Origin of the sequence: Lelliottia jeotgali, from assembly GCF_016771845.1 — a bacterium.
GTDB classification, from domain to species: domain Bacteria; phylum Pseudomonadota; class Gammaproteobacteria; order Enterobacterales; family Enterobacteriaceae; genus Enterobacter; species Enterobacter jeotgali.
In genome coordinates this window covers 87,808-107,249 of sequence record NZ_JAENMQ010000006.1, presented here as the reverse complement: position 1 = coordinate 107,249, position 19,442 = coordinate 87,808, and the positions used below count along the sequence as shown (strand labels likewise).

Genomic DNA, 19,442 nt, shown 5'->3' with positions numbered 1-19,442 from the left:
GAGTTCAGCATGAAATTATCTCTTGCCGCCACACGATACGGGCTGTCTGGGGCGATTTTGTTGCTCTCTGGCTGCGTGGTCGCGGATATGGATTCGTCCAATTATGCCTACGTTCCGTGGGTTCAGGTCTTCCAGAAACCGGATGCCTCCGGGCGAACCAACGTCTCGCAGCGCAAAGAGGATCTCTACGCCTGCGGCGTTCGTCGGGAAGATAATCTCGATGATAAAAACTGGGGACTGAATAGCGCGTATGGAAATGAAACGCCAAAAGAGCATCGTGACCGAATGGATAACACGCTAAATTGCATGACGCAAAAAGGCTATAAGGTTTATGGTTTCGATGAATGTGGGCCGCTAAAAAAACCGACCGGATTATGCCCTAATTAAAATTATCCTCCTCCCCTACCAATATAGGGGAGGGATACACCAGGAATATTCCGGTCTTTAAGATTAATCCCCATTTCTTCCCTTGCCAAAAAAAACAACAATTTCACCGCTCCATTTGTCATGGAATATCCATGACGTCTTTGTCGGTTTATCCGGCATGATCACAATAACAACGGCACAAGGATTACGGAAAATGAAAACAATATCTCTGGCGGTATTGGTGGCGGCAAGTCTGGCCAGCGGCGCTGCTCTGGCGGATAACCAAACTGTCTCTGTTGGCTATGCGCAGAGCAAAGTTGAGAACTTTAAAAATATTCGCGGCGTCAACGCACAATATCGCTACGAATGGGATTCCCCGCTGAGCGTGATCGGCTCTTTCACCTATATGAGCGGCAGTGACGATCAGAAATATTATGTCGATTCTGATTCGGTGAAAAATAACATCGACGTGAAATATTACTCGCTGATGGCCGGTCCGGCTTATCGTATTAACGAATATGTTTCGTTATATGCCCTGGGCGGCATCGCACATACCAAAGCGGATGTGGATACCAAATGGGTGAACGCAGGCGATGGTTATACGCAGAAAGACAGCCTTTCTGAAAAATCGACCTCTTTCGCCTATGGCGCGGGCGTGCAATTCAACCCAACCGCTGAACTGGCGATTAATGTCGGTTATGAAGGCACCAATGCCGATATTGATGGCAGCCATTCCATTAACGGCTGGAACGTGGGTGTGGGTTACCGGTTCTAAGCGGCGTTTATGCCGGGTGGCGGCTACGCCTTACCCGGCCTACGAGGTCAGTGCAGTATTTTGCCGGAGATTAAACCGCACGAATGCCCTGCAAAATATGCTCAATGTAATGCGTCAATTTCGGCAACGGGCGTAAATCCTGGCGCCACAGCATATGCACCGGCCTCGGTTCTGGCGTGTACTTTTCCAGCACGCGGATCAACCGGCCATTCGCCAGCTCTTCCGCCACCAGCACCTCCGGCTGCAACAGCAAACCCGCCCCGGCAACCGCCGCCGTGCGTAATCCATACCCGTCGTTACAGCGCAATATGGCATCACGTTTCCAGCGCACATCCCCTTCTACACCCGGCAGTCGCCATTCATTGCGCGCGGTCCAGACCGTGTGCGAAAGGCACAAATGATCGACCAGATCGGCAGGCGTTTGCGGCGTTCCGTGCCGCGCCAGATAGTCAGGGGCCGCGCAGATCACCATCCGGTACGGACACAGGTACTTCGCGACCAGATCGTCTTTACGGATATCGCCAATGCGGATCGCCAGATCGAATCCTTCATTGACCATATCGACCATCCGGTTGGTTAGATCGAGTTCAACGCGCACTTCGGGCCAGGCTTGTAAAAACGTCGCCGTGAGCGGAGCGATCACACAACCCCCGAATGAGGTCGGCGCACTGATGCGCAGCGTCCCGGCTGGAGCGGCACGCAAACGCTCGACCGAACTTTCAGCAATTGATACCTGCTCCAGCACCCGTTTCGCTTCATCATAAAATACGCGACCGGCGTCGGTTAGACTCTGACGACGGGTATTGCGCTCCAGCAAACGCGTGCCAAGCTGCGTTTCAAGAAGCTGGATGTATTTCCCGACCATCACCGCCGACATCTCCAGCCGGGCCGCTGCACCGGTAAAACTGCCGCTTTCGACCACGGTAATAAAGGTTTCCATGCCGCGAAGCTTATCCATATTGCAAACCTCTGGTTAGTAATCCTCTAACTTTAGCCCAGTTTATCCGAATTCTGATTTATTAAAGAATGGAGACTCACAACCTGAAGGAGTCTGCTATGAAAATCGTCATTATTGGTGCCAGCGGTACGGTCGGTCGCGCCGTGACAGAAGAGTTGAGCAGTAAACATGAGGTGATCCGCGTCGGTCGCACGCAGGGCGATGAGCAGGTGGATATCACGTCGCAGGAGAGCGTACAGGCACTGTTCGAAAAAATCGGCCCGGTGGATGCCATCGTGTCTGCCAGCGGCGGCCTGCATTTTGGCCCGCTGGCAACCATGAAAGACAGCGATTTCAACCAGGGCTTGCAGGACAAACTGTTGGGGCAGGTGCGCCTGGCACTCACCGGGCAACATTACCTGAATGAAGGCGGGTCGATTACCTTGATTAGCGGGATCGTGGCCGATGAGCCGATTGCGCAGGGTGTCAACGCCACCACCGTGAACGCCGCGTTGGCCGGATTCGTCCGCGCTGCCGCCTGCGAACTGCCGCGCGGAATTCGTATCAACCTGATTAGCCCGACGGTGCTAACCGAATCCGCCGAAGCGTACGACGGATTCTTCCCCGGCTTCGAAAGCGTGCCCGCCGCTCGCGTCGCGCTGGCCTACCGCCGCAGCGTAGAAGGCGTGCAAAGCGGCCAGGTGTACAAAGTCGGTTACTGAGGTCTAACGGCGGCGATCAGCACCAGCATCGGTCGCTCCGCCTCTTCTGCCAGCGCGGGCCAGGCGTCAATCTGCGCCTGCGTTGGGCCCCACTCGTTGACTTCACGAAGCGTTAAGCCTGCTTTTATCAGCGCATTCAGCGTGGTGCCGAGCGTGCGGTGATATTTGATCACCCCGTCCGCCAGCCAGTTGCTGACGCGCTGCCCTTCCTGCTGATACTGATTCACGCCCCAGAAACGATCCCCGTTATCATCCGTCAACCACCCCTGGCGCGAGGCGCAGGTGTAGATCGGATGCTCCATCGAAAAGACCAGGCTGCCGCCAGGCTTTAACGCGCGCTGAACATGGCTAAATAACGTGTCGAGTTCCGGGAGATAGTGCAGCGCCAGCGAGCTGTAGACCAGGTCGAGGCTGTTGTCTGCAAGCGTTAAAGATTCCAGATCGCTGCGTTGATAAGTGATCGCTGGATCGTGAGTTAACTCTGAAGCGCGGGCGAGCATTTTTTCCGAGATATCGACGCCCATCACCTGCGCAGCACCCATTTCGCGCGCGCTACGGCAGAACCAGCCGTAACCGCAGCCCAGATCGATGACCGATTTGCCCGACAGATCGGGGAGCATTTTTTTGAGTGCAGGCCATTCCGGTGCGCCGTCCAGCCCCTGCACCGAGCGCGGAAGCTGGGCGTAGCCCTCGAAAAACGCCGGATTGTCGTAGATATTTTGTGCCATCGCAGATCCCTCTTTGTGAATATGCGTAGCAGTATATCGCATGGTATGGGTTTTGTAGGCCGGGGAAGGCATAGCCGCCACCCGGCAGCACGCGGCTGTGCGGCCTAAAATGCCCGGTGGCGCTGCGCTTACCGGGCCTACGGTTCGTGCTGCTGTTGGTTTTGTAGGCCGGGTAAGGCGTAGCCACCACCCGGCAGCAAGCGGCTGTGCGGACTAAAATGCCCGGTGGCGCTGCGCTTACCGGGCCTACGGTTCGTGCTGCTGTTGGTTTTGTAGGCCGGGTAAGGCGTAGCCGCCACCCGGCAGCACGCGGTTGTGCGGCCTAAAATGCCCGGTGGCGCTGCGCTTACCGGGCCTACGGTTCGTGCTGCTGTTGGTTTTGTAGGCCGGGTAAGGCGTAGCCACCACCCGGCAGCAAGCGGCTGTGCGGCCTAAAAGGCCCGGTGGCGCTGCGCTTACCGGGCCTACGGTTCGTGCTGCTGTTGGTTTTGTAGGCCGGGTAAGGCGTAGCCGCCACCCGGCAGCAAGCGGCTGTGCGGACTAAAATGCCCGGTGGCGCTGCGCTTACCGGGCCTACGGTTCGTGCTGCTGTTGGTTTTGTAGGCTGGGTAAGGCGTAGCCGCCACCCGGCAGCAAGCGGCTGTGCTGCCAAAAAAGGCCCGGTGGCGCTGCGCTTACCGGGCCTACGGTTCTTGCTGCTGTTGGTTTTGTAGGCCGGGTAAGGCATAGCCGCCACCCGGCGCAACATTAGCTCACTATACCCCATACCAGATTGCCGTTATGGAACGTGGCGGTACGCGGAGAGATGCGCGCCACGGCTTCGGCGGAACAGGAGGCATCCACCAGCACAAAGCTGGCGTCATCCTGCGCTTTCGGCCACACGCGCTCGCCTTTATCGTTCAGCGGCAACACGTCGCCAGTGGCAATCCCCAGCGCGCGCGACAGGGTTTGTTCGTTCGGGCGGATATAGAGCTGCGCGTAAAGGTTCGCTTTTTCCAGCATGTCGCCCAGGCCATACGGCGACCAGTGGTCGATCACGCTGTCGGTACCCGTCATCACAAACACGCCTTTATCGCGCAGCTGTTTGAGCGGCATGTGCAGCGTGCCAATCGGCACGGTCGAGGCGATGGTGATTTGCTGTGCCGCCATGCGCGTGGCGATGGCGTCTACCTGCTGCTCGTTGAGCGTCGCCAGCGCAAAGCCGTGGCTGATGGTCAGTTTGCCCTTCAGTTCCGGTGTTTTCTCGACCATCTCGACCATATAATTCACCGCCGCCACGCCTGCCGGGCTGGTTTCGTGCAGATGGATGTCCACGCCCTTGTCGTAATCCAGCGCTATCTGGAACATGGCGTCGAGGGATTTTTCCATCGCGCCGTCGACATTAGTCGGGTCCAGCCCGCCGACGTAGTGCGCCCCGGCCTGCATCGCTTCGCGCATCAGCGGCTCGCATTTAGACAGCAGTAATCCGTGCTGCGGGAAGGCCACGATTTCACAGTCAAAACCGGCTTTACGCCGCGCCAGCACCGCCTGCAGATTTTCCAGATTTTTCAGGCCAGAGGTCGGCTCGATATTGCAGTGGCTGCGGGCGATGGTCGAGCCTTTGGACTGGATCAGATCGATCAGCTTTTCCGCGCGCTCCTGCGTGTAAGGCTGCAGCTCCGGCAGCAATTTTTGCTCAAGGCGGATCATGTCCTGAATCGTCGTTCCCGCCGGGCGATTGAGCGATCGCCACGGGCCGCCGTAGAAGGTTTTGTCCAGATGGATGTGCATGTCGCGCATCGCCGGGAGCATCAGCTTGCCGCCCGCGTTGTAGTGCGAAAGCGCGCTGTCAGCGTGGCTTTTATTGTCGCGCAGAGCGACGATTTTACCGTCTTTAATTTCCAGCGTTTTCAGCTCAGTACGCGTGCTGGTGGCTACGTCGCCGTCAAAATTAAACCCGGCCTCCAGCAGCACGTTGTCGAGGTAGTAATGTTTCGCAGTGATGTTCATCGGTTTGCCCGTCTCGCAGGTCTCTTTTGCTGTGTCAGCAGCATACGCGACGGAACCGGTCGCGCCAAACAACGCGCAGGCAGTGACCATTTTGCCGCTCTGGCTGATAAACTCCCGGCGGCTTTTATTCTCTTTCATCTTATCTTCCTTTTCTGACTTTCTTACGCGTTCACGATGTGGGTGCCGGTCTCTCCGCGCAGCGCCGCAGGTAGGCAATCTGGCGAGGTGATGATGACCCGTTTGCCGCCCTGTTGCAGGAACGCCAGGCTGGCAACAATTTTCGGCAGCATGCTGCCCGCCGGGAAATGGCCCTCGTCCATGTAGCGCGTCATTTGCGCCACGTTGACGGTGTCGAGAGCCTGCTGGTTCGGCTTGCCAAAATTCACGCACACTTTCTCGACGCCGGTGGTGATCACCAGCACGTCGGCAGAAATTTCACGTGCCAGCAGCGCGGTGGAGAGATCTTTATCAATCACCGCGTCGACGCTTTGATAATCCCCTTCAGCGGTGCGGATCACCGGAATTCCGCCGCCGCCCGCGCCGATCACCACAAAGCCTTTTTGCGTCAGGGTTTTGATGGCATCGGCTTCGACAATGCGCACCGGCTGCGGCGAGGCGACCACGCGACGGTATCCGCGCCCGGAATCTTCGACAAAGTGCCAGTCGGGATGAGCGAGCTGTAGCTCATCGCGTTGAGCTTCGCTGAAAAAGGCACCGATAGGCTTGGTGGGATGGGTAAAACCGGGATCGTTTTGATCCACCTCCACCTGCGTGACTACCGTCACCGCCTTTTGCTCACCGCGCGCGGCGAGACGGTTGTTTAGCGCCTGCTGGATCAGATAGCCGATCCCGCCCTGAGTGTCGGCGACGCAGTTGGCGAGCGGTGTCAGGGGGAGACCTTCGCGCTCGTGGGCGATCTCCGCGCGCCTAAGATCGAGGCCTACCTGCGGGCCGTTGCCGTGGGTGAGGACGATGTCGTAGTCGGAGGCGAGCATCTCTAACACCGATTCCGCCACCGCTTTGACTGCCTGCGCCTGATGTTCAATCGACTGGCTGGCGTTATCTTTGATAATGCTGTTGCCACCGATGGCGACGACCATGAGTTCTTTCATGTGTTTTCCTTAGAAATTGTGCGGTCTGGTGCCCTCACCCCGGCCCTCTCCCGCAGGGAGAGGGAGAAAACCAGTCCCCCCTCTATCCAGGGGGGAGGGAGAAAACCAGTCCCCCCTCTATCCTGGGGTGAGGGAGAAAACCAGTCCCCCCTCTATCCAGGGGGGAGGGAGAAAACCAGCCCCCCTCTATCCTGGGGGGAGGGAGAAAACCAGTCCCCCCTCTATCCTGGGGGGAGGAATAAACCAGTTCCCTCTCCCTGTGGGAGAGGGTTAGGGTGAGGGCATCAGGCATTATCAGGACTCTGAAACCGGCGCTGCCGCCTGCGCTACTTCGCGGCTATCCATGATGTGTTTCACCACGAACATCCCGCTCATCATCAGGTACGCGGTGACGAACATCAGCGAACTGCCTTCGGCAAAACCGACCACCGGGGCGTGGATTACACCGAACAGCGCCAGCAGTGCACCGACGGCTGCGGCGATCGCCCCGCGCAACGGTTTATTGAGGATGGCGAAGATGGCGATACAACCCCACAGCATGCTGGCGAGCGGTGCGCCGTTGCCCAGATGCATCAGCCCTTCGTAGTAGATACCTTTGCTGTGCAGCACGTCGGTGCCAATCTTCGCGGCGTTAGTCCCCGCTGCACCCATCACGCTGTTCATCATGGTCAGCGCCCAGTTGGCGATCCACGGGAACAGGCAGATAAAGATGACGGGCACCTCCACTTTGGGCGTTTCCCTCACCACCTGGTTGGCGGTGACCACGCCGATAAACACCAGAATCGGCACGATGGCGGTCATCGGAATGATGGCGAGCATAAAGGCCCCCAGCCCGAACAGCGGCACGATGAACATGGTGACGCCCGACGCCAGGGTGTAGCCGATGCTCGCGCCCATCGCTTTCCATCCCGCGTGGCCGACGTAGACTGTCACCGGGAACGGATTGCCCATCAAACAGCCAAGCATGGAGGCCAGGCCGTTGGCCAGCATCACTTTGCGGGTCGGGTATTCATCCCCTGCCGCGTGGGCGCTTTCGATGTTTTCGAGGTCAAAGATATAGTTCGCCAGCCCCAGCGGGACCGCCGACGCCAGATACGGCAGGGCGTGCGGTAAACCTTGCATGAAACTGTCTACGTGGACTGACGGCGGGTTAAAGCCGAACGAGGACATGGACGCTTTGATCGCTTCCGGGCTTTGCAGGCCGGAGATCCACGCCAGCGCAGTACCGGCAACCAGTAACAACAGGCCGGTCGGAATGCGCGCGAAGATCGGCTTTTTACCAAACCAGTTGATAAAGATCAGCAGCAGCACGATGAAGGAGACCGTCGGCGCTTCGAACGCCTGCAGCATTGGGTTCATCGCCAGCAACAGCAGACCTAAACCGGAGAGGCACGACAGCAGCACGGTACGCGGGATCATCTTGCGAATGGTTTCGCCAAGGAACGAACCGCCCGCCAGAATCATCGCTTCCACGAAGCACCACACCAGACCTATCTGGATGGCAAAATCCGCATCACCGGTCTGCTGATAAACCGGCATCAGCACCAGAAACGTCACGGTGAAAATGGACGGCGCGCTCGGGCCAGACGGCAGCGCCGTCACATCGTTGCGCCCGGTCTGGCGCTGCATTTGCAGGCCAAACCACGTGTAACAGATGCTGGCGACCAGCACCGCCAGCCCGAAGGCTGGCGCGATACGCCCATAAACAATCTCTTTCGGGATGCCGACGACAAAAATGAGCAGCCCCATCATGGTCAACAGGTTAGTCAGGTTATTGGTCATGAGCCCGAAATAGGCCGCCCAGTCACCTCTTTTCCACTCCAGTTTCATGCTTTTCATGAATGCTTACCTTATAAAAAGTAGCGATCGCGGAAGGTCAACAGCGCCTTTTCAAAACAGCTAAATGGCGGGTGAACGATGCCCGCCCCAATCATGCCGATCCCAGCGTCTTTGTGGGCGATGGCGGTGTTGATCACCGGCAGAATGCCGCTGGCGGCAACGCGGGTGATATCAATCGCCGTTGGGATGCCCATAAACGAGAGCAGCGGAATGGTGACGTTCGGGTTTTCGCCAAGGGTGATTTCGCGCATCTGGCGCGAGAAGTCGATGGCTTCGTCCACCGTGCCGCCCACCAGCGCGACAATCGCCGGCGCCGTCGCCATCGCAAATCCGCCGATGCCGTAGGTTTCGGTGATGGCGCTGTCGCCGATATCCAGACCGGAATCCTCCGGTTTGTAACCGGCAAACATCGGGCCAATCACCTGCTGCGCCGGGCCGGTAAACCACTGCCCCGGCAGGCCAGAAATGCGCAGGCCAAATTCGTACCCGTTTCGCGCCATCGTCGTGACCACGGTGCTGTACTCGATGCCGTGCGCGGCATCGAGCGCGGCTTTGCACATCGCCATCCACGTCGGGCCGGAGAAGTAGTCGCTGCTCGCCACGAACTCGAACACCTGACGCTGCTGCTCTACCGGATAACCGGCCTGAATCAGCCCCGGCGTTAGCGCCTGGATCAACAGCGTGGTGCCTGCGTTGTTGCGGTTGTGGCACTCATCGCCCATGTGCAGCGCCTGAGCCAGCATTAAGCGCAGATCGATTTCGCCGATGATTTTCATCGCATCACGCAGCATCGGGCCGAGCACGTCGCGCATCCAGTTCAGGCGATCAATCACGCTTTGATCGTTAGCGCCCATGCGCAGGATTTTCGCCATCTGCTCGCTGAGGTTGGTGAACGCGCGGTTGCCGTAGGTTTTATTCTCGACGATGTGCATGAACATCGACGCCGAGGTGACACCCGCCATCGAGCCGACGCAGTCGTGTTCGTGGCACGGCGAGAAGGTGATTTCTCCGGATGCCGCGAGGCGCTCGGCGTCGTCCAGATCGCTTGCCAACCCTTCAAACACCAGTGCGCCCGTCACTGCGCCGCGCATTGCGCCGCACATGTTTTGCCACGCCACCGGTGGGCCGGCATGCAGAATGGTGGTGCGAGTCATGCCAGGCACCACGTTGATGGCCTGATCAAAGCCCACCAGCACCGGATGGGACTGAATAATGCGCTCCAGCGCCTGTTTGTTGGCGGCGGCGATTTTTTCGGCAAGCGCGGACTGTGCCAGCTGATCCAGCGCCTCCACCACCTGCATGTTGCCCTGCCCCGGCGGCGTCCAGTCGAGCTGCGTGACCGCCACGTGTTGTTTTTTGAGATCGTCGCTGAACATGGCGATACCGACATTAATGACGTTCAGCGGCTGGTTAAATAAGGTTTTCATCAGGCTTTTTCTCCTTTGCAGACAAATTCACGCGCCAGTAATCCGGTATTGGTGCTGCTGCTGGCCCAGATCACACCTGCATCCGTGAGCAACTGGCACTGCTGCGACAGGGACGGGGTATCCAGATCGGTGCCGAGCACGTAGCCAAGGATCTCCAGCGGGCGGTTGTCCGCTTTCGCGATGGCCTGCGCCTCTTTAATGGCGTCGATCATCACCCCGACCGGGTCCTCGTGGGAGCCAAAGCCGAGCACGAAATCCATCACGATCACGCCGACTTCCGGGTCGCGCGCCTCCTGCAACAGACGGCTGATGCGGTTGGTCGGGTCGATCATCGGATGCGGTTTGCCGTTGGTGAAATCATCGTCGCCGAAATCAAGGAAGGTATGGGCTTTACTGACGTTGAGATCGGCCAGACGTTTGGTCGGGTCCGGCTGGATGTTGCTGTAAACGTCGTCGAATTTTTCCAGCGCCGCGAACATCGCTTCGTCGCATAAAGTGCCGCCGCAGAACAGGCCGCGAATGTATTTTTGCTGCGGTGTCAGACGCGTACGGACTTCTTCAATAAGCGGCCAGTTGAGCGGATGCAAATCCAGCGACTCTTTTTTAATGCCGGTGAGGAGGACCGCTTTCAGGGCTGCCTCTTTGGTGCCGCGCGCGAACTGCAGGCCGTCTTCATCGGCGGGCGGTTCGTTGCGCCCGAGGAAACAGACCACCACCGGTTTGCGGCAGGCGCGGGCGCGGGCCAGCACTTTTTCAGCCACTTTTGGCGCAGGCGGTTTAGAGATTAAGGCGATCACCTGGGTGGCCTCGTCGGCTTCGAGCATCTCGATGGCGTCGAGCATCATCAGGCCGCCGATTTTTTCACTCAAATCACGGCCACCGGTGCCGATCAATTGCGATATGCCGCCGCCGAATTCATGAATGCGCGCGCTCAGCTCCTGGCTGCCGGTGCCCGACGCGCCCACGATGCCGATCGGTCCAGGGCGTACCGCGTTGCCAAAGCACAGCGCGGCGCCATTGATAATGGCAGTGCCGCAGTCCGGGCCCATCATCAGCAGACCTTTCTCATGCGCCAGCTGCTTGAGCGCCAGTTCGTCGTCGAGGCTGACGTTATCGGAAAAGAGCATCACGTTGAGATCGTTTTCCAGCGCCTGGCGCGCTTCACGGGCGGCAAACAGGCCGTTGACCGAAATCACCGCCAGATTGCTGTCAGGACGATGGGTTTTGGCGCTGGCGAGCGTGGCGAAACGCGCTTCGTGTGCACCGCCGCTCTCTTTGCGGGTAAACAATTCTTCGATGGCCGCCAGGGTTTCGTCATTGGCAGACTCACCTTTAATCACAATCATCAGGTCGCCGTTTTTAGCGTCCTGCAGTTCCGGCGTTAATAAGCCGAGGTTTTTTAATACGCCTTTGTTCATTTCGGTCGCCATCGCCACAAACGCCTGTTCCACACCAGGCAATTTATTGGCTTTGGTCGAAACCGACATCAGCGAAACAGAATCAAAATAAGTGTTCTTTTTAATAACGATTTTGGTGGGCATGTTTCCTCCCGAATGCGGGCAAAAGGGGGCCGCCATCATGATTAAGGCATGATGGTAAACGTGAAAATTTTCAGGTCAGGCAAGCCCGAAAAGGCTTGCCGAATGCATTACGCGCCTGCGGCTAACAGCAGCTCGGCAATGGCGTGATAGCCTTTCTCGCGCGCCAGTTCGAGCGGCGTTTTACCGTATTTGTCGGTCATGTGCGGATTGGCGCCGTGGTCGAGAAGTAATTTGACGATCTCCTGCTGTTTTGGGCCGCCATCGTTGAGCACGATCGCTTCCAGCAGCGGCGTCCAGCCGACAAAGTTGGTGTGATTGACGTTGATATCTGTGTGGGTCAGCAGTTCGCGGACAATTTCCACGTGACCTTTTTCACTGGCAGGCGTAATACCGACGCCGCCGAAACGCGACAGACGATCCAAGTCCGGATTCGCGGGCAGGATAATGCGCAGCAGAGTTAGATCGTTCGTCAAACAGCTGATTAAGAACGGGTTGAAACAGGTCTGATCCTGTTGATCGATATCCGCACCGGCGGAAATAAGAAATTCAACGCAAGGATAATGCTTTTTGAGGCTGGCAGTAATAATGGCGGTTCTTTTCTGGCGATTGGTGGCGTTAATATCCACGCCTTTTTCCAGACAGGCTTTAAGTGCATCCAGATTGCCCTGCTCTGCCGCCAGCAGAAATTCAGTAACGAGTTCATTTGCAGACATATTCAGACTCCGATTTTTCATTTCTGATGGCCTGAGAATAGCAACAGCCCAGGGATAAAAGAATCCGGTTAAAATTCATTCATCGTAAGCACATTGATTGTTGAATCAAAATCAACAGTTGAGTCAAAACGTGCGTCGGTGCAATGTTTTTCTTATCTTTCGAGCGCTTTTTCCGCACAGAAGTGCTTTCTGCTTATGGCTCAACACGCCTTTACTGGCGCGGCCTGAAACAAAATCGCAGAAGTGTGATTGCGCTCAAATGAGTTGTAACCGCAGTGTTAAATACTGTTCAAAACTGATTGCCGTTTGGGTGGATTACAAATAGATTCAACAATACCGCTGAGGCCGTTTGCATAAGAGAGTGAGCCATGAATTCTATTTTCACTGAAGAGAACCTGCTGGCTTTTACCGCTGCGGTGCGCTTCGGCAGCTTCAGTAAAGCGGCAGAAGAACTGGGCGTGACGACATCCGCGATAAGTTACACCATCAAACGGATGGAGACCGGGCTGGACGTCGTACTGTTCGTGCGTAATACCCGCAGTATCGAACTGACAGAATCCGGATTTTACTTTTATCGTAAAGCGACGGATTTGCTTAATGATTTTTACGCCATCAAACGCGGGATTGATACCATTTCACAGGGCATCGAAGCGCGGGTACGCATTTGTATTAATCAGCTTTTATATACGCCGCGCCATACCGCGAGACTGTTGCAGGTATTAAAAAAACAGTTCCCGACCTGCCAGATCACGGTCACCACCGAGGTGTATAACGGCGTGTGGGATTCGATTATTAATAACCAGGCGAATATTGCCATTGGTGCGCCAGATACGCTGCTCGACGGCGGTGGGATTGATTACACGGAGATTGGCGCGATTCGATGGGTGTTCGCCATCTCTCCCCAGCATCCGCTGGCATTTTCCCCGGAGCCGATTGCCGAGAGCCAGCTGCGCCTTTACCCGAATATCATGGTTGAGGACACGGCGCACACGATCAATAAAAAAGTGGGATGGTTGCTGCACGGGCAGGAGGCGATTCTGGTGCCGGACTTTAACACCAAATGCCAGTGTCAGATTCTTGGCGAAGGGATTGGCTTTTTACCGGAACATATGGCGCGGGAAGCGGTGGAAGAAGGCCTGCTGGTAACGCGGCGGATTAACAATCCCCGTCAGGATTCCCGCATGTTGCTGGCAACACAACATGCGGCGACCGGCCAGGTAACCCGCTGGATCAAACAGCAGTTTGGGCCTCAAGGCGTCCTGACCGGGGTTTATAGCGATTTATTGTGGCGAGATTAACGTTTAATCGCGGGACTGCACCCAGAAAGCATGAATAAGCCCCGGAATGTAACCCAAAAGAGTCAGAACGATATTAAGAATAAACGCCCAGCCGAAGCCTTTGCCAAGCAATACGCCCAGCGGTGGGATAAGAATAGTAAAAACGATACGCCAGAAACCCATACATTCTCCATACAAGCTAAACAGGTAATTGTTAAAAAAGATAATTTATCTTTAAGCGTAGTGAGTTTACCGTGGCCTGCCATTCCGCTCGCGAGCTTTTACGCTCCTTTACCCTCTTTACAATCGCACAGACTGGCGAATAAGAGGTATTCGCGCGTTAAGCCTGTACCCTGTTGGCGACGTGGGCTAAGGTAAGAAACACCAAAATGAGGAGGTCACTATGTTTACTGTTGGAGATCTTGTGCAGCCACGTATGGGCGGCCCAAAACTGAAAGTGGTTGAAGTCCATGAGGATCAGATTGTTGCCGTGCAGGCAAGCAATGAGCAAGGCGAGAAATTTACGCTGAAGGCGGCGGATGTGGCGCTGTATAAAGAAGACGGCGATTTCGGCGTCTGCTGAAAACTCAGGGCGGTGCAATACCGCCCTGATGTAAACCACTTAGATCAGGAAATCATCCAGTGATTGACCGTTCGCCAGCGCATTCGCGATAGGCTTAGGGGTGCGGCCCTGACCGGTCCAGGTTTTTTCTTCACCGTTAACGTCAGTAAAACGATATTTCGCTTCACGTGCCTGACGTTTTTGCGGCTGGCTGGCGCCTTTCAGTACGTCTTTACCCAGCAAATCTTCCGGAGAAATACCGTCTGCTTTCATCAGCTCCAACAGCGCATTAATTTTCTGCTGCTGTTCAGCCTGCTGGCTCTGCATTTCATCTTGCTCATTACGTTTTTCTTCCGTAACGATGCGGAATTTTTCCAGCATTTCTTCAAGCACATCTATAGAGAATTCACGCGCCATTGCGCGAAGGGTACGGATATTATTAAGATTTTGTAACATTGAAGACATATTACTGAAGACCTTTTATGAGTTGATTCAATGAGCAATAGTTCAATATGGTAATCCACTTTACTTTGAATATCCAGCGAGATTCCTCCCAGACTTTTATTAAGGACATTCAAAAATATTTAATTAATTATCCTTACCTTTATTTGCATTCCCCACAATATTGCATTTGTTTATCACACTATTTGTTTTCAAAATGGCGTGTATGGGGGGAAAGACCACGGTTTCGTTTACATAGATGAATAATCATTCACGTGTTAAGCATAGTAAAACAGATCCCATATCAGAATAATTCACCATTAAATTGGCCTTAATAGAACATTAATCACAGACTGCCTGATTTTTATACAACTTAGAGCAGCGTCTGCTGAGAGGGATGTCTTTGCGGCTTGTATCGCAGCGCAAAACACAACTAAAGCATTGATTTTAAATGTCAATTACTACCGAGAGACACAAAATATCAGGCTGAGTGAACTGCAGACACTTTTAGAGCATTTTATCGACGAAAGGTCATTAAATAAAAATAAATCACTCATTGTGACTTTCAAGGCAGAGATATACTCTATACACGTTAAATAAACCAACCTAAAGCACCGTTCGCTGCGGGTAAAATTTCTGTTTTGTGGTTTTCTCAAGGAGTTTGGACATGTTCTCACCGCAGTCTCGCCTGCGTCACGCAGTTGCAGACACTTTCGCGATGGTTGTCTACTGTTCCGTTGTGAACATGGCGATCGAGATATTCCTCTCCGGAATGTCGTTTGAACAGTCACTTTCTTCCAGACTGGTCGCTATTCCAGTCAACATTCTTATTGCATGGCCGTATGGATTTTACCGTGATGCGGTGATGCGCGTGGCGCGTCGCTTTAGCCCGTCCGGATGGATGAAAAACCTGGCGGACGTGCTGGCTTACGTCACCTTCCAGTCTCCGGTATATGTGGCTATTTTACTGACGGTCGGCGCAGACTGGCATCAGATTGCTGCAGCTGTCAGCTCAAATATTGTGGTGTCGATGTTGATGGGTGCCGTCTATGGCTACTTCCTCGATTACTGCCGCCGCCTGTTTAAAGTCAGCCAGTATCATCGGTCTCAGGCGTAACGTGCTGCGACTGGCCGACGCCAGTCGCGGATTTATTGCGGTTCGCCAAACAAACCTTGCAGAAATCGCTCCAGCGCCATGCGGGAGCTAAAACCGTGCGGAATACCGTAGTGCTGGTGCCGTTCACCGGCTAAGTACAGCGGGAATTGCTCGTAATGATCGCAGGTTTTGATATCTGTGGCCGGCTCAGCAAACGACAAACTGCGGTCTTTTAGCGTGGGATGAATAATCAGCGCAGTGCGCCCCATTCGGGCTTCGCGGTTAACATAAACATAATTATCGCCACGGCGATATCCGTATGTTTTTTGAGTCACTGCATCCATGATGAAACCCGCTTTTTCAAGAACGCGTGCCACCTCATCGGGTCGTAAATACATATTTTATCCTCGTTATCTTTTCCTGCGGGCCAACCTTACAATATTCAGCATTAGCAACGCTTTCAGATAAATCCATAAAGGCCACGATATGTCGTGACTCGCTTCAGATATTAAAATCCTGGGCTAAACTGAGTATGAACGCAAAATTATGGAGGATCGTATGTTTAACAGACCGAACCGAAACGATATTAATGACGACGCTCAGGATATTCGTAACGATGTCAGCCAATTAGCGGACACACTGGAAGATGTGTTGAAATCCTGGGGCTCAGATGCAAAGGATGAGGCGGATGTCGCCAGACGTAAGGCTCAGTCTCTGCTGCGTGAAACCCGCGCCCGGATGAATGGCCGCTCGCGCACATCGCAAGCCGCCTGCGACGCCATTGGCTGTGCCAGTAGTTTCGTCCGCGATAAACCGCTGTATGCCGTGGGGACTGTCGCTGCGGTGGGGATTTTTATCGGTGCCCTGCTGACGCTGCGTAATAAATAACCCTTAAACGCATCATGCATGACCCTCGTTCGCTCTGGCGTTCGGGGGTTTTTATTTTTTTTGGTCAATATACAACCAAAACCCTTGTACGGCCCGCCCCTCCTCACTTTGACTAGCACCGAGGAAAAATCACGCCAGAAATCCCATATCTTGTATGGTTGAAACTTACATCAACTACATCTAGTATTCCTTTTAGCCAGACACCTACAACCCGACGCGTTCAATCGCGCCGTTCCTTCATTCTAAATGGAAATACGAATCATGAGCATTACTATTTACACTCGTAACGACTGCGTTCAGTGTCACGCCACTAAACGAGCAATGGAAAGCCGTGGCGTCGAGTTTGAGATGGTGAATGTGGACTTACAGCCCGATGCGGCAGATACCCTGCGTGCGCAAGGATTCCGTCAGCTTCCGGTGGTGATCGCCGGGGAAACCAGCTGGTCAGGCTTTCGCCCGGACATGATTAACCGCCTGCAAACTCAGGCCGCCAGCGCATGAGTCTGCTCGTCTACTTTTCCAGCAGCTCGGAAAATACGCTGCGCTTTATCGAGCGCGTCGGGCTGCCCGCCGTGCGCATTCCGCTCAACGAGCGCGAGCGTATTCAGGTAGACGAACCTTATATTCTGGTGGTCCCAAGCTATGGCGGCGGTGGGACGGCGGGCGCGGTGCCCCGTCAGGCGATCCGCTTTCTTAATGATCCCCATAACCGGGCGCTGATTCGCGGCGTGATCGCGGCAGGTAATCGCAACTTTGGCGATGCATTTTGCCGCGCCGGGGATGTTATCTCTCAAAAGTGCGGCGTGCCGTATCTCTATCGTTTTGAACTGATGGGGACACAGCAGGACGTAGAAAACGTGCGTAAAGGAGTGAACGAATTTTGGCAACGACAACCGCAGAACGCGTAATGCAGGGATCGACGGATTACCACGCCCTGAACGCGATGCTAAACCTCTACGATCGCGAGGGGCATATTCAATTTGGCAAAGATCATGAGGCGGTGGACGCCTTTTTTGCCGCCCACGTCCGTCCGAACATGGTGCCATTTGCCAGCCAGCAGGCGCGGCTCGACTACCTGGTCAACGAAGGCTATTACGAAGAGCGGGTGCTGACGCGCTACGATCGCGCCTTTGTAGTGAGCCTGTTTGAACGCGCACACGCCAGCGGTTTTCGTTTTCAGACCTTCCTCGGCGCCTGGAAATACTACACCAGCTATACGCTCAAAACCTTCGACGGCAAACGCTATCTGGAAAGTTTTGAAGATCGCGTGTGCATGGTGGCTTTAACGCTGGCGCAGGGTGATGAAGCCCTGGCGCAGCAGCTGACGGATGAGATCCTTTCTGGTCGATTCCAGCCCGCCACGCCGACGTTCCTCAACTGCGGTAAAGCGCAGCGCGGTGAGCTGGTCTCCTGTTTCCTGCTGCGCATCGAAGACAATATGGAGTCGATTGGACGCGCGGTGAACTCGGCTCTGCAACTCTCCAAACGCGGCGGCGGCGTGGCGTTTTTGCTGTCGAATCTGCGGGAATCCGGTGCGCCCATTAAGCGCATCGAGAATCAGTCTTCGGGAGTGATCCCGGTGATGAAAATGCTGGAAGATGCGTTCTCGTATGCCAATCAGCTGGGAGCGCGTCAGGGTGCGGGCGCGGTCTATCTTCACGCCCATCACCCGGACATTCTGCGTTTCCTCGATACCAAACGCGAAAACGCCGACGAAAAAATCCGTATCAAAACCCTGTCGCTTGGCGTGGTAATCCCCGATATCACTTTCCAGCTGGCGAAAGAGAATGCCGAGATGGCCCTCTTCTCGCCGTACGATATCGAGCGCATCTACGGCAAGCCCTTCGGTGACGTGGCGATTAGCGAGCTGTACGACGAGCTGGTCGCCGACGACCGCGTTCGGAAAAAATACATCAACGCCCGCGACTTTTTCCAGACCCTGGCCGAGATCCAGTTTGAGTCCGGCTATCCGTACATCATGTATGAAGATACGGTGAACCGCGCCAATCCGATTGCCGGGCGCATCAACATGAGCAACCTGTGCTCGGAGATTTTGCAGGTCAACAGCGCGTCGACGTACGACGAGAATCTGGATTATGCCGACACAGGCAAAGATATCTCCTGCAATCTCGGCTCACTGAATATTGCCCACACTATGGATTCGCCGAATTTTGGCCGCACCGTTGAAACCGCCATTCGCGGCCTGACGGCGGTGTCGGACATGAGCCACATCCGCAGCGTGCCGTCGATTGAAGTCGGGAATACCGCGTCCCACGCCATCGGGCTGGGGCAGATGAATTTGCACGGTTATCTGGCTCGCGAAGGGATTTTTTACGGTAGCGCGGAAGGACTGGATTTCACCAACCTCTATTTCTACACCATCACCTGGCATGCCCTGCATACCTCGATGATGCTGGCCCGCGAGCGCAACCAGCGCTTCGCCGGGTTTGAGCAGTCGCGCTACGCCAGCGGGGAGTATTTTAATCAGTATCTGGAAAGCGACTGGCAGCCGAAAACCGACAAAGTGCGGGCGCTGTTTGCCCGGGCCGGAGTCTCGCTTCCAACGCGCGAGATGTGGCAACAGCTGCGCGCCGACGTGATGCAGTACGGCATCTATAACCAGAACCTACAGGCGGTGCCGCCGACCGGGTCAATTTCGTATATCAACCATGCGACGTCGAGCATTCACCCGATCGTTTCAAAAATCGAAATTCGCAAGGAAGGCAAAACCGGGCGCGTGTACTACCCCGCCCCGTTTATGACCAACGAAAATCTGGCGCTGTATCAGGATGCGTATGAAATCGGTCCGGAGAAGATTATTGATACCTACGCCGAGGCCACGCGACATGTGGATCAGGGGCTGTCGCTGACGCTGTTCTTCCCCGATACCGCCACCACCCGTGATATTAACAAGGCGCAAATTTACGCCTGGAAAAAAGGCATCAAGACCCTGTACTACATTCGCCTGCGTCAGCTTGCGCTGGAAGGCACCGAAATTGAAGGCTGCGTGTCCTGCGCGCTGTAAGGAG

21 protein-coding genes are annotated in these 19,442 nt (G+C 55.2%); 10 read left to right on the top strand and 11 right to left on the bottom strand.

Annotation, left to right across the window (positions count from 1 at the left end; genetic code table 11):
* Nucleotides 1–9 precede the first annotated feature (9 nt).
* The gene (locus JBO43_RS13465) at nucleotides 10–387 is read left to right on the top strand and encodes a hypothetical protein (protein WP_202674508.1); all 378 of its coding nucleotides are present in this window, start codon (nucleotides 10–12) and stop codon (nucleotides 385–387) included.
* Nucleotides 388–580: 193 nt separating this feature from the next.
* Nucleotides 581–1,141, top strand: coding sequence for an Ail/Lom family outer membrane beta-barrel protein (locus JBO43_RS13460; protein WP_202674507.1), 561 nt, complete (start codon nucleotides 581–583; stop codon nucleotides 1,139–1,141).
* A gap of 70 nt (nucleotides 1,142–1,211) precedes the next feature.
* On the opposite strand, the gene JBO43_RS13455 is transcribed toward JBO43_RS13460, so the two are convergent.
* A complete protein-coding gene (locus tag JBO43_RS13455) occupies nucleotides 1,212–2,099 on the bottom strand; it encodes a LysR substrate-binding domain-containing protein (RefSeq protein WP_202674506.1) in 888 nt (295 codons plus the stop codon).
* Nucleotides 2,100–2,197: 98 nt separating this feature from the next.
* On the opposite strand from JBO43_RS13455, the gene JBO43_RS13450 reads away from it, so the two are divergent.
* Complete coding sequence (locus JBO43_RS13450; protein ID WP_202674505.1) at nucleotides 2,198–2,800, top strand: short chain dehydrogenase; 603 nt, start codon at nucleotides 2,198–2,200, stop codon at nucleotides 2,798–2,800.
* On the opposite strand, the gene JBO43_RS13445 is transcribed toward JBO43_RS13450, so the two are convergent.
* The 7 genes from JBO43_RS13445 to JBO43_RS13415 all read right to left on the bottom strand — a co-directional run bounded on the left by JBO43_RS13445 (nucleotide 2,794) and on the right by JBO43_RS13415 (nucleotide 12,149).
* Nucleotides 2,794–3,528 carry a class I SAM-dependent methyltransferase gene (locus JBO43_RS13445; RefSeq protein ID WP_202674504.1) on the bottom strand — a complete coding sequence of 245 codons (735 nt, stop codon included), beginning with the start codon at nucleotides 3,526–3,528 and terminating at the stop codon, nucleotides 2,794–2,796. The genes JBO43_RS13450 and JBO43_RS13445 overlap by 7 nt on opposite strands.
* Before the next feature lie 747 nt (nucleotides 3,529–4,275).
* Nucleotides 4,276–5,655 (bottom strand): amidohydrolase family protein, encoded by a 1,380-nt coding sequence (locus JBO43_RS13440; protein ID WP_202674503.1) that lies wholly within the window; start codon nucleotides 5,653–5,655, stop codon nucleotides 4,276–4,278.
* A gap of 23 nt (nucleotides 5,656–5,678) precedes the next feature.
* A complete protein-coding gene (locus tag JBO43_RS13435; protein WP_103946521.1) occupies nucleotides 5,679–6,629 on the bottom strand; it encodes a carbamate kinase family protein in 951 nt (316 codons plus the stop codon).
* A gap of 294 nt (nucleotides 6,630–6,923) precedes the next feature.
* Nucleotides 6,924–8,468 (bottom strand): xanthine permease, encoded by a 1,545-nt coding sequence (locus JBO43_RS13430; protein WP_103946523.1) that lies wholly within the window; start codon nucleotides 8,466–8,468, stop codon nucleotides 6,924–6,926.
* Nucleotides 8,469–8,479: 11 nt separating this feature from the next.
* Nucleotides 8,480–9,895, bottom strand: a complete 1,416-nt coding sequence (locus JBO43_RS13425; RefSeq protein WP_202674502.1) for a YlbE family protein — start codon at nucleotides 9,893–9,895, stop codon at nucleotides 8,480–8,482.
* Nucleotides 9,895–11,436, bottom strand: a complete 1,542-nt coding sequence (gene fdrA / locus JBO43_RS13420) for an acyl-CoA synthetase FdrA (protein ID WP_202674501.1) — start codon at nucleotides 11,434–11,436, stop codon at nucleotides 9,895–9,897. The genes JBO43_RS13425 and fdrA overlap by 1 nt, the downstream gene beginning before the upstream one ends.
* A gap of 107 nt (nucleotides 11,437–11,543) precedes the next feature.
* A complete protein-coding gene (locus tag JBO43_RS13415; protein ID WP_202674500.1) occupies nucleotides 11,544–12,149 on the bottom strand; it encodes an ankyrin repeat domain-containing protein in 606 nt (201 codons plus the stop codon).
* Nucleotides 12,150–12,517: 368 nt separating this feature from the next.
* On the opposite strand from JBO43_RS13415, the gene JBO43_RS13410 reads away from it, so the two are divergent.
* Nucleotides 12,518–13,447 (top strand): LysR substrate-binding domain-containing protein, encoded by a 930-nt coding sequence (locus JBO43_RS13410; protein ID WP_202674499.1) that lies wholly within the window; start codon nucleotides 12,518–12,520, stop codon nucleotides 13,445–13,447.
* A gap of 3 nt (nucleotides 13,448–13,450) precedes the next feature.
* On the opposite strand, the gene JBO43_RS13405 is transcribed toward JBO43_RS13410, so the two are convergent.
* Entirely contained in the window at nucleotides 13,451–13,609 is a 159-nt protein-coding gene (locus tag JBO43_RS13405) for a YqaE/Pmp3 family membrane protein (protein ID WP_095283011.1), read from the bottom strand.
* Between the two features lie 220 nt (nucleotides 13,610–13,829).
* Between JBO43_RS13405 and JBO43_RS13400 the strand changes: the two genes are divergently transcribed.
* Nucleotides 13,830–14,009, top strand: a complete 180-nt coding sequence (locus JBO43_RS13400) for a GDFGVC terminal motif YodC-like protein (RefSeq protein ID WP_095283012.1) — start codon at nucleotides 13,830–13,832, stop codon at nucleotides 14,007–14,009.
* 39 nt (nucleotides 14,010–14,048) lie between these two features.
* On the opposite strand, the gene stpA is transcribed toward JBO43_RS13400, so the two are convergent.
* On the bottom strand, nucleotides 14,049–14,453 hold the full coding sequence (gene stpA, locus JBO43_RS13395; protein ID WP_095283013.1) for a DNA-binding protein StpA: 405 nt from the start codon (nucleotides 14,451–14,453) through the stop codon (nucleotides 14,049–14,051).
* A gap of 643 nt (nucleotides 14,454–15,096) precedes the next feature.
* On the opposite strand from stpA, the gene alaE reads away from it, so the two are divergent.
* On the top strand, nucleotides 15,097–15,546 hold the full coding sequence (gene alaE / locus JBO43_RS13390) for an L-alanine exporter AlaE (RefSeq protein WP_095283014.1): 450 nt from the start codon (nucleotides 15,097–15,099) through the stop codon (nucleotides 15,544–15,546).
* A gap of 32 nt (nucleotides 15,547–15,578) precedes the next feature.
* Here the strand turns inward: alaE and JBO43_RS13385 are convergent, their stop codons facing one another.
* Nucleotides 15,579–15,923 carry a DUF2002 family protein gene (locus JBO43_RS13385; protein WP_095283015.1) on the bottom strand — a complete coding sequence of 115 codons (345 nt, stop codon included), beginning with the start codon at nucleotides 15,921–15,923 and terminating at the stop codon, nucleotides 15,579–15,581.
* A gap of 160 nt (nucleotides 15,924–16,083) precedes the next feature.
* Here JBO43_RS13385 and JBO43_RS13380 point away from each other — a divergent pair, with 160 nt between their 5' ends.
* The 4 genes from JBO43_RS13380 to nrdE all read left to right on the top strand — a co-directional run bounded on the left by JBO43_RS13380 (nucleotide 16,084) and on the right by nrdE (nucleotide 19,438).
* Nucleotides 16,084–16,413, top strand: a complete 330-nt coding sequence (locus JBO43_RS13380) for an ElaB/YgaM/YqjD family protein (protein WP_095283016.1) — start codon at nucleotides 16,084–16,086, stop codon at nucleotides 16,411–16,413.
* Between the two features lie 246 nt (nucleotides 16,414–16,659).
* Entirely contained in the window at nucleotides 16,660–16,914 is a 255-nt protein-coding gene (gene nrdH / locus JBO43_RS13375) for a glutaredoxin-like protein NrdH (protein WP_095283017.1), read from the top strand.
* The gene (gene nrdI, locus JBO43_RS13370) at nucleotides 16,911–17,321 is read left to right on the top strand and encodes a class Ib ribonucleoside-diphosphate reductase assembly flavoprotein NrdI (RefSeq protein WP_095283018.1); all 411 of its coding nucleotides are present in this window, start codon (nucleotides 16,911–16,913) and stop codon (nucleotides 17,319–17,321) included. The genes nrdH and nrdI overlap by 4 nt, the downstream gene beginning before the upstream one ends.
* Complete coding sequence (gene nrdE, locus JBO43_RS13365; RefSeq protein ID WP_202674498.1) at nucleotides 17,294–19,438, top strand: class 1b ribonucleoside-diphosphate reductase subunit alpha; 2,145 nt, start codon at nucleotides 17,294–17,296, stop codon at nucleotides 19,436–19,438. The genes nrdI and nrdE overlap by 28 nt, the downstream gene beginning before the upstream one ends.
* The last annotated feature ends 4 nt before the right edge of the window (nucleotides 19,439–19,442 follow it).

What these genes read in the sequence shown, in the direction of transcription:
- alaE (WP_095283014.1), top strand. Translation starts at nt 15,097, where the DNA reads ATGTTCTCACCGCAGTCTCGCCTGCGTCACGCAGTTGCAGACACTTTC.
- JBO43_RS13410 (WP_202674499.1), top strand. Translation starts at nt 12,518, where the DNA reads ATGAATTCTATTTTCACTGAAGAGAACCTGCTGGCTTTTACCGCTGCG.
- fdrA (WP_202674501.1), bottom strand. Translation starts at nt 11,436, where the DNA reads ATGCCCACCAAAATCGTTATTAAAAAGAACACTTATTTTGATTCTGTT.
- JBO43_RS13455 (WP_202674506.1), bottom strand. Translation starts at nt 2,099, where the DNA reads ATGGATAAGCTTCGCGGCATGGAAACCTTTATTACCGTGGTCGAAAGC.
- JBO43_RS13445 (WP_202674504.1), bottom strand. Translation starts at nt 3,528, where the DNA reads ATGGCACAAAATATCTACGACAATCCGGCGTTTTTCGAGGGCTACGCC.
- JBO43_RS13385 (WP_095283015.1), bottom strand. Translation starts at nt 15,923, where the DNA reads ATGTATTTACGACCCGATGAGGTGGCACGCGTTCTTGAAAAAGCGGGT.
- JBO43_RS13465 (WP_202674508.1), top strand. Translation starts at nt 10, where the DNA reads ATGAAATTATCTCTTGCCGCCACACGATACGGGCTGTCTGGGGCGATT.
- nrdI (WP_095283018.1), top strand. Translation starts at nt 16,911, where the DNA reads ATGAGTCTGCTCGTCTACTTTTCCAGCAGCTCGGAAAATACGCTGCGC.
- JBO43_RS13400 (WP_095283012.1), top strand. Translation starts at nt 13,830, where the DNA reads ATGTTTACTGTTGGAGATCTTGTGCAGCCACGTATGGGCGGCCCAAAA.
- JBO43_RS13430 (WP_103946523.1), bottom strand. Translation starts at nt 8,468, where the DNA reads ATGAAAAGCATGAAACTGGAGTGGAAAAGAGGTGACTGGGCGGCCTAT.
- JBO43_RS13435 (WP_103946521.1), bottom strand. Translation starts at nt 6,629, where the DNA reads ATGAAAGAACTCATGGTCGTCGCCATCGGTGGCAACAGCATTATCAAA.
- JBO43_RS13440 (WP_202674503.1), bottom strand. Translation starts at nt 5,655, where the DNA reads ATGAAAGAGAATAAAAGCCGCCGGGAGTTTATCAGCCAGAGCGGCAAA.
- stpA (WP_095283013.1), bottom strand. Translation starts at nt 14,453, where the DNA reads ATGTCTTCAATGTTACAAAATCTTAATAATATCCGTACCCTTCGCGCA.
- JBO43_RS13460 (WP_202674507.1), top strand. Translation starts at nt 581, where the DNA reads ATGAAAACAATATCTCTGGCGGTATTGGTGGCGGCAAGTCTGGCCAGC.
- JBO43_RS13380 (WP_095283016.1), top strand. Translation starts at nt 16,084, where the DNA reads ATGTTTAACAGACCGAACCGAAACGATATTAATGACGACGCTCAGGAT.
- JBO43_RS13450 (WP_202674505.1), top strand. Translation starts at nt 2,198, where the DNA reads ATGAAAATCGTCATTATTGGTGCCAGCGGTACGGTCGGTCGCGCCGTG.
- nrdH (WP_095283017.1), top strand. Translation starts at nt 16,660, where the DNA reads ATGGAAATACGAATCATGAGCATTACTATTTACACTCGTAACGACTGC.
- JBO43_RS13405 (WP_095283011.1), bottom strand. Translation starts at nt 13,609, where the DNA reads ATGGGTTTCTGGCGTATCGTTTTTACTATTCTTATCCCACCGCTGGGC.
- JBO43_RS13425 (WP_202674502.1), bottom strand. Translation starts at nt 9,895, where the DNA reads ATGAAAACCTTATTTAACCAGCCGCTGAACGTCATTAATGTCGGTATC.
- JBO43_RS13415 (WP_202674500.1), bottom strand. Translation starts at nt 12,149, where the DNA reads ATGTCTGCAAATGAACTCGTTACTGAATTTCTGCTGGCGGCAGAGCAG.